Annotated in this window: 8 protein-coding genes; 4 read left to right on the plus strand and 4 right to left on the minus strand. The window is 72.4% G+C overall.

Features of this window, described 5'->3' with window-relative positions; translation table 11 throughout:
* The first annotated feature begins 211 nt into the window (after positions 1–211).
* Positions 212–766, plus strand: a complete 555-nt coding sequence (locus J0670_RS21785) for a Dps family protein (RefSeq protein WP_207813322.1) — start codon at positions 212–214, stop codon at positions 764–766.
* A gap of 217 nt (positions 767–983) precedes the next feature.
* Here the strand turns inward: J0670_RS21785 and J0670_RS21790 are convergent, their stop codons facing one another.
* The 4 genes from J0670_RS21790 to J0670_RS21805 form a co-directional block, all read right to left on the minus strand.
* A complete protein-coding gene (locus J0670_RS21790; RefSeq protein WP_243437341.1) occupies positions 984–1,625 on the minus strand; it encodes a GPR1/FUN34/YaaH family transporter in 642 nt (213 codons plus the stop codon).
* A 315-nt stretch (positions 1,626–1,940) separates the two neighbouring features.
* The gene (locus J0670_RS21795; RefSeq protein WP_207813324.1) at positions 1,941–3,365 is read right to left on the minus strand and encodes an NAD(P)/FAD-dependent oxidoreductase; all 1,425 of its coding nucleotides are present in this window, start codon (positions 3,363–3,365) and stop codon (positions 1,941–1,943) included.
* 145 nt (positions 3,366–3,510) lie between these two features.
* Positions 3,511–3,993, minus strand: coding sequence for a DoxX family protein (locus J0670_RS21800; RefSeq protein ID WP_207813325.1), 483 nt, complete (start codon positions 3,991–3,993; stop codon positions 3,511–3,513).
* Between the two features lie 29 nt (positions 3,994–4,022).
* Positions 4,023–4,685, minus strand: a complete 663-nt coding sequence (locus J0670_RS21805; RefSeq protein ID WP_207813326.1) for a hydrolase — start codon at positions 4,683–4,685, stop codon at positions 4,023–4,025.
* Positions 4,686–4,976: 291 nt separating this feature from the next.
* Here J0670_RS21805 and J0670_RS21810 point away from each other — a divergent pair, with 291 nt between their 5' ends.
* From J0670_RS21810 to J0670_RS21820, 3 genes are all read left to right on the plus strand, one after another.
* The gene (locus J0670_RS21810) at positions 4,977–6,059 is read left to right on the plus strand and encodes an LLM class flavin-dependent oxidoreductase (RefSeq protein WP_207813327.1); all 1,083 of its coding nucleotides are present in this window, start codon (positions 4,977–4,979) and stop codon (positions 6,057–6,059) included.
* A gap of 17 nt (positions 6,060–6,076) precedes the next feature.
* The gene (locus J0670_RS21815; RefSeq protein WP_207813328.1) at positions 6,077–6,700 is read left to right on the plus strand and encodes an FMN reductase; all 624 of its coding nucleotides are present in this window, start codon (positions 6,077–6,079) and stop codon (positions 6,698–6,700) included.
* A 65-nt stretch (positions 6,701–6,765) separates the two neighbouring features.
* Positions 6,766–8,643: an amidohydrolase gene (locus J0670_RS21820; RefSeq protein ID WP_207813329.1), complete on the plus strand. Its 1,878-nt coding sequence runs from the start codon at positions 6,766–6,768 to the stop codon at positions 8,641–8,643.
* The last annotated feature ends 35 nt before the right edge of the window (positions 8,644–8,678 follow it).

The following is an 8,678-nucleotide window of genomic DNA, read 5'->3' on the forward strand; positions in this document are numbered from 1 at the left end:
GCACACGCTAGGGGCGGCCGCCGCCGGCTTGTTGCCTCGGAGGGAACCCGGTCTCGTCCGAGAGTGCTGTGGGTGCGTCCGGCGGCTCACAGGGGCTCGGCTCCCGCGCGGGTGCGCGGAAGGGCCGCAGGCGGTGCGCCGTCGGAACAGGCCGTCGGCCCGCGCGTTCCTAGCCTGATCCCCGAACAGTCCGGCCATCCCCAGGAGTGCCATGACCAGCCAGCCACACCTCCACCAACACGCCGCCGAGATCCAGGAGTTCGGCACCGTCGTCCAGCTGCCGATCGCGCTCTCCCACGACGCCCGGCAGTACTCGTGCCAGCGGCTCAACCGTGTCCTCGCGGACACCCAGTTCCTGTACGCGCTGTACAAGAAGTGCCACTGGGGCATGCGCGGGCCGACCGCCTACCAGCTGCACCTGCTCTTCGACAAGCACGCCCAGGAGCAGCTGGAGCTGGTCGACGCGCTCGCCGAACGGGTGCAGATGCTCGGCGGGGTCGCCGTGGGCGACCCCCGGCACGCCGCGCGGATCACCGGGGTGCCGCGCCCGCCGGACGGCATCGAGGACGTGCACTCGATGCTCTCGCGGCTCCTCGACGCGCACGAGACCATCCTCGCCGACGTCCGCGACGCCGCCACCCGCGTGGCGGAGCTCGGTGACGACGGCACCCAGGACCTCCTGGTCTCCCAGATCATCCGCACCGGTGAGACCCAGGTCTGGTTCCTCGCCGAGCACCTGGTCGTCACCCCCGAGACCGGGGCGTGACCGGCGGGCCGGGTCTGTTCGTCGGCGGGCCCGGCCCGCTCTGTGCCGGGCCCGTTCGTCGGCGGGCCCGGCACTTTTTCGTGCCGTCCAGAGGTGCCGCGACCCCCGCGGACCGTGGACGAAACGCGATTCGGCTGTGCTCGTACCCGGCCCTCGGGTACGTGCACAGCCGAATCGCGTCCCGCCGTCGGATCCGGGCGGTCGGACGGGCCACCGACTACAGGGTCCGGCGCACACCCGCCTGCCGTTCCAGCCGGTGCAACTGATCGGCCAGTCCCGCGTGCATGGCGTCCCGCACGGGACCGCTGCGTCCGATCCACAGGGCCTCCCTGCCTCGGAGCTCCTCCAGCATCAGGGCGTAGGCGGCGTACATCGCGACCGCCGCGAGGAGCATGCCGAGCGCCCCGGCGGCCTGGCCCAGCCAGGCCGCGCCCGAGAGGCCGTAGACGCCGGCGACGAAGTAGCGCGGTACGGCGATCAGCAGGAGCAGCCACAGCACCTTCTTCGGCCTGGCCACCGATGCCATCAGAGCGGCGAAGACCGTGAACGCCAGGTTCATCACACCCAGCACCTGCCCCCCACCGTGGGCGTCCGTCGACGTGACCAGGCCGTTGGCCAGCCAGGCGCCGGCGAACCCGCCCATCAGCGTCGCCGCGATGACGTCACGGGCGCCGAACGCGAGGATGCTGACCATGAGTTGGAGTACGAAGGCGGAGAAGACCGTGAGTGCCACGGCCTGCCGGTTCGCACTGTCGATCAGGCCGAGCTGCAGGCTGCTGGTCACGACGGAGGAGATGGCCACCGTGAAGAAGCCCAGGGACATCGGCGAGGCGATGGGCCGCAGGGTGATCCGTGTCATGGCGTGCAGGTTCGGCTCGGCTCCGGTACCGGCCATCGGATCCGTGCTCGTGAGTGTCTCGGCTCCGGCTACCGTCGGGTCCGGCTCGCGCACGCGCTCGTCGTCCCTCGCTACCGCCACCATCATCTCGCTCCTTGCTCTCGGTACTTCGCGTCCTTGGGTCGGCCGCCGACAGGGCGGCCGTCCGCTTCCTCTGCGGCGCGCCCCGGCTGGTGGGCCGAAATCACCTCAGAAGACTATGAATAGGGATGAGCCATGACTTGTCCCGATGTGTACGGCCGCTGTTGCGCCCGTGCCCGCCGAGGAAACCGGGCCTCAGCCGCGATAGGTCTCCAGCAGGCGCAGCCAGACCTCACTGATGGTCGGGTAGGCGGGTACCGCGTGCCAGAGCCGGCTGAGCGGCACCTCCGCGGTGACGGCGATGGTCGCCGAGTGCAGCAGCTCCGTGACCGCGGATCCGACGAAGGTGGCCCCCACCACGGTTTCCCGGTCCAGGTCGATGACGGCCCTCGCCTGGCCGCGGTATCCGTCGGCGTGCAGCGAGGCCCCGGCCACGTCGCCGATGTTGTAGTCGACGGCCCGCACCCGCAGGCCCCGTGCGGTCGCGTCGGCGAGGGTGAGGCCGACCGAGGCCACCTCCGGGTCGGTGAACACCACCTGGGGCGCACCGGCCCGGTCGGCGGTCGCGACGCTGCGCCCCCAAGGGGCGACGTCCAGCTCCCGGCCGGCCGCCCGGTCGGCGATCGCCGTGCCGAACACCCTGGCCTGGTACTTGCCCTGATGGGTCAGCAGCGAGCGGCCGTTCACGTCGCCGGCGGCGTAGAGCCAGCCGCCGTCCACGTCGACGGCCCGCCCGGTGTCGTCCACCTCGATCCACTCGCCGGGTTCCAGGCCGACCGTCTCCAGCCCCAGGTCTCCCGTGGCGGGCCTTCGCCCGGTGGCGAACAGCACCTCGTCGGTGCGCAGTTCACCGTGTTCCCCGAGGTCCAGGACCACCTCGCGGTCGCGCGTCAGGCCGCTCACCGACGCCCCGGTCCGCAGGTCGACACCGGACTCCCGAAGGGCGGCGGCGACGAGGTCGCCCGCGAAGGGTTCCATCCGTGGCAGCAGTCCGGACCCGCGGACGAGCAGGGTCACCCGGCTGCCCAGTGCGCTCCAGGCCGTGGCCATCTCCGCGGCGACGGCGCCGCCGCCGACGACGGCCAGTCGGGCGGGGGCTTCGGCAGCGCTGGTCGCCTCACGGCTCGTCCACACGCCCGTGCGCTCGATGCCCGGAAGGTCGGGCAGGGCGGCACTGGTACCGGTGCAGACCGCCACGGCGTGACGCGCGGTCAGGACGCGGCGGGTTCCGTCGGCGCCGTCCACCACCACGCGCCGCGCGCCGTCCAGCCGGCCGTGCCCGCGGACCAGCGTGGTCCCGATGGAGTCCAGCCAGGCCACCTGGCCGTGGTCCTGCCAGTGCGAGGCGAAGCCGTCGCGTCGACGCAGCACCGCCGCGGCGTCCGGAGCGCCCACGACCGCCTGCCGGGCGCCGCGCAGCCGCCGGGCGTCCCGCAGGGCGGCCGGCGGGCGGAGCATCGCCTTGCTCGGCATGCAGGCCCAGTACGAGCACTCGCCTCCGACGAGCTCCCGCTCCACGACCGCCACACTCAGCCCGCCCGCTCTCGCGCGATCGGCGAGGTTCTCCCCGGTCGGACCGGCGCCCAGCACCACGACGTCGAACTCTTCGGATCCACTCATCTGTCAGTCGCCTCCTCGTCATCCCCTCGGGAATGACAATCGTTCACAATGGAATGAGTCGCCGTCGGTGCTCCCGCACGCCGACGGGCTCGGGCCCTGGGCAGGAGAACTGTCCAGGGCCCGAGCCCGTTCGGTCGCGGCCGCCTCAGGCGCGGTGCAGGGCGAGCCGTGTGGCCAGGCCGCCGCCCACACCGGCGACGACGGCCACGGGCAGCCACCACAGCGGCCAGTGCGCCAGGCCGAGCGCCCCGTCGGCCGACCACTGTCCGGGGCCGGTGGCCGCCAGCGTCGCGCCGATGACTATCAGGACGAACGGGAACTCGTACCCGTCGTGCTGCACCCACAGCCCGTGGGGCCACTTGACCGTCAGGGCGACGGTCATCACCCCCATGACGCCCGCGCCGGCCAGCGGAGTGAGCAGACCGAGGGCCAGCATCAGTCCGGCCCCGACCTGGGTGCCACCGGCGGCGACCGCGGTGAGCTTGCCGCCGCGGAAGCCGTCACCCCGGAACTCGGCGCTGCCGCCCTCCAGGCCGCCGCCGCCGAGGTGGAAGCTGACCTTCTGAACGCCGTGGCCCGCGATCAGTAGACCGGCGACCAGGCGCAGCAGGAGAAGGCCCGTGTTCATTTCGGACTCCGTCGGGTCGGTGCGGTCCGTCAGCCGGCGGCGTGCGGGTTGATCATGGACTGGGCGTAGACCAGGCCCATGCCGTAGGCGCCGCCGTGCTCCTTGACCAGCTCGGTCACCGGGACGTAGGTCTCGGCGCGGGCCCAGTCGCGCTGGAGCTCGAGCAGGACCTGGATCCAGGTGACGGGTACGGCGCCGGCGGCGGTCATCCGCTGCAGGGCGTGCTCGTGGGCCAGCGGGCTGACGCCGCCGGAGGCGTCGGCGACGACGTAGACCTCGTAGCCCTGGTCCAGCGCGGAGAGGGCCGGGAGGACGAGGCAGACCTCGGTCCACAGGCCGGAGAGGATGATCTTCTTGCGGCCGGTCGCCTTGACCGCCTCGACCAGGGCCTCGTCCTCCCAGGCGTTCATCGTGGTGCGGTCGATGACCTCCTGGCCGGGGAACACGGCCTTCAGCTGCGGGAGGATCGGGCCGGAGAAGGACTCGGCGGCGACGGTGGACAGCACGGTCGGCACGTTGAAGATCTTGGCGGCCTTCGCCAGACCGACGGTGGAGTTGATGATGGCGGCGCGGTCGCCGCTGCCGGTGCCGAAGAACATCTGCGGCTGGTGGTCGACGAACAGCATCATCGCGTTGTCGGGGGTGAGCAGGTCGGGGCTCGGGGCGGCGTGAACGTTGGCGAAGTCGACCATTGGCCTTCTCCTTCTTGTGAATGCAGAGAATTGACGTTTCATCAGGTTTCCCGGATCAACGGGGCGCCTCGTCGACGACGTTAGTGCGCGGCGGCCCGGGTGTTCTGCTCGCTGTGCGCCCGGGATTGTCCTGACAACGCACGACAGGCCGGGGCGAGCCGGTCGAGCGTTTCAGTGCGCTGCGGGGCCACTGGTCATGCACTGCGGACGTCCTTCGCGCGCCGTCGGCTGCCTAGGTTTCGCCGGGTGGCCCCGTCGGGCCGCGATCAGCCAGCGGAAAGGCGGCAACCCATGCAGTTCGGGATATTCAGCGTCGGCGACGTGACCGTCGACCCGACCACAGGACGGGCGCCGACCGAGCGCGAGCGCATCAAGGCGATCCTGGCCATCGCGCTCAAGGCCGAGGAGGTCGGCCTGGACGTCTTCGCCACGGGCGAGCACCACAACCCGCCGTTCGTCCCGTCCTCGCCGACGACCATGCTCGGGTGGATCGCCGCGAAGACCGAGCGGATCATCCTGTCCACCGCGACCACGCTGATCACCACCAACGACCCGGTGAAGATCGCCGAGGACTACGCGATGCTGCAGCACGTCGCCGACGGCCGCGTCGACCTGATGCTCGGGCGCGGGAACACCGGCCCGGTCTACCCGTGGTTCGGACAGGACATCCGCCAGGGCATCCCGCTCGCGGTGGAGAACTACGCGCTGCTGCACCGGCTTTGGCGCGAGGACGTGGTCGACTGGGAAGGCCGCTTCCGCACCCCGCTGCAGGCCTTCACCGCCACGCCCAGGCCGCTGGACGGCGTGCCGCCGTTCGTCTGGCACGGCTCGATCCGCAGCCCCGAGATCGCCGAACAGGCCGCGTACTACGGCGACGGCTTCTTCCACAACAACATCTTCTGGCCCCAGGAGCACACCCGGCGGATGGTCGCGATCTACCGCGAGCGCTACGCCCACCACGGCCACGGCGCGCCCGAGCAGGCGATCGTCGGCCTCGGCGGGCAGGTGTTCATGCGGAAGAACTCCCAGGACGCGGTGCGCGAGTTCCGCCCGTACTTCGACAACGCGCCGGTGTACGGGCACGGGCCCTCGCTGGAGGAGTTCACCGAGCAGACCCCGCTGACCGTCGGCAGCCCGCAGGAGGTCATCGAGCGCACCCTCGGCTTCCGCGAGGCCGTCGGTGACTACCAGCGCCAGCTCTTCCTGATGGACCACGCAGGCCTGCCGCTCAAGACGGTGCTGGAGCAGCTCGACATCCTCGGCGAGGAGGTCGTGCCCGTCCTCCGCGAGGAGTTCGCCAAGGGCCGGCCCGCGACCGTTCCCGACGCCCCCACGCACGCCACCATCCGGGACACCGTCCCCGCCGCCTCCTGACCAGGACGGAGTCCCCCATGGAACCGAACTCGCCGATCACGCTCGCCGTGATCTCGGGCGGGCTCAGCCAGCCCTCGTCCACCCGCCTGCTCGCGGACCGCCTCACCGAGGCCGCCAGTGGCCACCTGGCCCGTGCCGGCGGTGAAGTCCAGGTGCGCCTGCACGAGTTGCGCCCGCTGGCCACCCCCATCTCGCACCACCTGCTCTCCGGCTTCCCCACGCAGGCCCTGGGCGGCGCGCTGGAGGAGGTGAGCACGGCGGACGCGCTGATCGCCGTGTCCCCGATCTTCTCGGCCTCCTACAGCGGCCTGTTCAAGTCGTTCTTCGACCTGCTCGAACCCGGCGCCCTGGCGGGCAAGCCGGTGCTGATCGGCGCGACGGGCGGCACCGCGCGCCACTCCCTGGCCCTGGAACACGCGATGCGCCCGCTCTTCGCCTACCAGCGCGCGCTCGTCGCGCCGACCGCGGTCTTCGCGGCCTCCGAGGACTGGGGCGGTACGGGCGACACGCACACCGACAGCCTGCCGGCGCGGATCGAACGGGCCGGGGGAGAGCTCGCGGCGCTGATCCTCGCGGCCCTGGCGAATCCGCGGCCGGCCGGCGGCCCGGCGGTGACTCCCTCCGCGCTCGGCTTCCACTGACCCCGCGCACACCCTCGGCTTCCACCGCCGAACACCACCGAACGAAGGGACCTCCCTTGTCCACCATGCCCGTCGCCGGAATCCGTCCCGGCACCCCCGACCAGCCCGCCGACCTCGTCGTGCGCAACGCCAAGGTGTACACCAACGACCCGCGCCGCCCCCAGGCCACCGCTGTGGCCATCCGGGACGGACTGATCCAGGCGGTCGGCGACGACGCGGACGTCGTCCCGCTGGTCGGCTCCGACACCCGGGTGGTCGACGCGCTCGGCCGCCGGGCCGTCCCCGGGCTCAACGACGCGCACCTGCACGTCATCCGCGGCGGGCTCAACTACGTGCTGGAGCTTCGCTGGGACGGCGTCCCGACGCTGCGCGAGGCCCTGGCGATGCTCCGGCTCCAGGCCGAGCGCACCCCGCCCGGCCAGTGGGTACGGGTGGTCGGCGGCTGGTCGGCCGACCAGTTCGCCGAGCGGCGGCTGCCCACCCTGGAGGAGCTCAACGCGGCGGCGCCCGACACCCCCGTCTTCGTGCTGCACCTCTACCAGTCGGCGCTGCTCAACCGGGCCGCGCTGCGCGCCGCGGGCTTCACCCGGGACACCCCCGACCCCACCGGCGGCCAGATCGTGCGCGGCCACGACGGCGAACCGACCGGCCTGCTGATCGCCGCCCCGGGCGCGCTGCTGCTCTACTCCACCCTGGCCAAGGCTCCGACGCTGGACGAGGCCGACCGGATCGGCTCCACCCGGCACTTCCTGCGCGAGCTGAACCGCTTCGGCCTGACCTCCGCGATCGACGCCGCCGGCGGCTTCCAGAGCTTCCCCGAGAACTACGGCACCGTCATGGAACTCGCCCGCCGCGGCGAACTGAGCCTGCGCATCGCCTACCACCTGTTCCCGCAGACCGCCGGGCAGGAACTGGACGACCTCACCCGCTGGGTCAACACCGTGCGCCCGGGGGAGGGCGACGCCTGGCTGCGCCTCAACGGTGCGGGGGAGAACCTCACCTGGGCCGCCGCCGACTTCGAGAACTTCACCGAGCCGAGGCCGCAACTCGGCTCCTACGAGACGGAGTTCGAGAAGGCCGTCCGGCTTCTGACGGAGAACGGCTGGGGCTTCCGGCTGCACGCCACCTACGACGAGACCATCCGCCGCGACCTGGCGGTCTTCGAGAAGCTCGCCGCCGAGGGCCTCTTCCCGCAGGGCAACCGCTGGCTCTTCGACCACGCGGAGACCGTCAGCCCGGACAGCCTCGACCGGATCGCGGCCCTGGGCGGCGCGATCTCGGTGCAGAACCGCCTCTCCTTCCAGGGCGAGGCCTTCGTCTCGCGCTACGGGGCCCCCGCCGCCGCCGAGGCGCCGCCACTGCGCGCCATGCTGGACCGCGGCCTCACCGTCGCGGCGGGCACCGACGCCACCCGGGTCTCCTCCTACAACCCCTGGGTCGCCCTGCACTGGCTGGTCTCCGGCCGGGCCGTCTCCGGGCGGCGCCTCGCGGCCGAGCACAACCGGCTCAGCCGCGAACAGGCCCTGGAGCTCTACACCCTCGGCGGGGCCCGCCTCACCGGCGAGGAGGAGGTCAAGGGCCGTCTGACGGTCGGGAGTTACGCCGACGTCGCGCTGCTCAGCGCCGACTACTTCACCGTGCCGGAGGCCGACATCCCGCACATCGAGTCCGTCCTCACCGTCGTCGGCGGGCGGATCGTCCACGCCACCGCGGAACACCAGGGCCTGGCCCCCGACCTGCCCGCGGTGACGCCGTCCTGGAGCCCGGTCACCCGCTTCGGTGGCTACCACGCCACCCCGGCTCCCAGCCTGGCCGGCGTCCGTCAGGCCGAGGGCGTGCTGGAGGCCGTGGCGGCCTCCGGCGAGCAGCACGCCTGGCGCACGGCCCGCGGCCTGGCCCTGCCCGGGCAGTCCGGGGTGCCGCTGGACCCCTGCTTCTACTGATCGGGAGCCGACTCGGCCCGGGGGCACCGCCGGAG

Source organism: Streptomyces sp. FH025 (genome assembly GCF_017427025.1).
Classification (GTDB): domain Bacteria; phylum Actinomycetota; class Actinomycetes; order Streptomycetales; family Streptomycetaceae; genus Kitasatospora.

Coding starts and splice junctions, on each gene's coding strand:
- J0670_RS21795 (WP_207813324.1), bottom strand. CDS start 3,365: ATGAGTGGATCCGAAGAGTTCGACGTCGTGGTGCTGGGCGCCGGTCCG.
- J0670_RS21820 (WP_207813329.1), top strand. CDS start 6,766: ATGCCCGTCGCCGGAATCCGTCCCGGCACCCCCGACCAGCCCGCCGAC.
- J0670_RS21815 (WP_207813328.1), top strand. CDS start 6,077: ATGGAACCGAACTCGCCGATCACGCTCGCCGTGATCTCGGGCGGGCTC.
- J0670_RS21785 (WP_207813322.1), top strand. CDS start 212: ATGACCAGCCAGCCACACCTCCACCAACACGCCGCCGAGATCCAGGAG.
- J0670_RS21810 (WP_207813327.1), top strand. CDS start 4,977: ATGCAGTTCGGGATATTCAGCGTCGGCGACGTGACCGTCGACCCGACC.
- J0670_RS21805 (WP_207813326.1), bottom strand. CDS start 4,685: ATGGTCGACTTCGCCAACGTTCACGCCGCCCCGAGCCCCGACCTGCTC.
- J0670_RS21800 (WP_207813325.1), bottom strand. CDS start 3,993: ATGAACACGGGCCTTCTCCTGCTGCGCCTGGTCGCCGGTCTACTGATC.
- J0670_RS21790 (WP_243437341.1), bottom strand. CDS start 1,625: ATGACACGGATCACCCTGCGGCCCATCGCCTCGCCGATGTCCCTGGGC.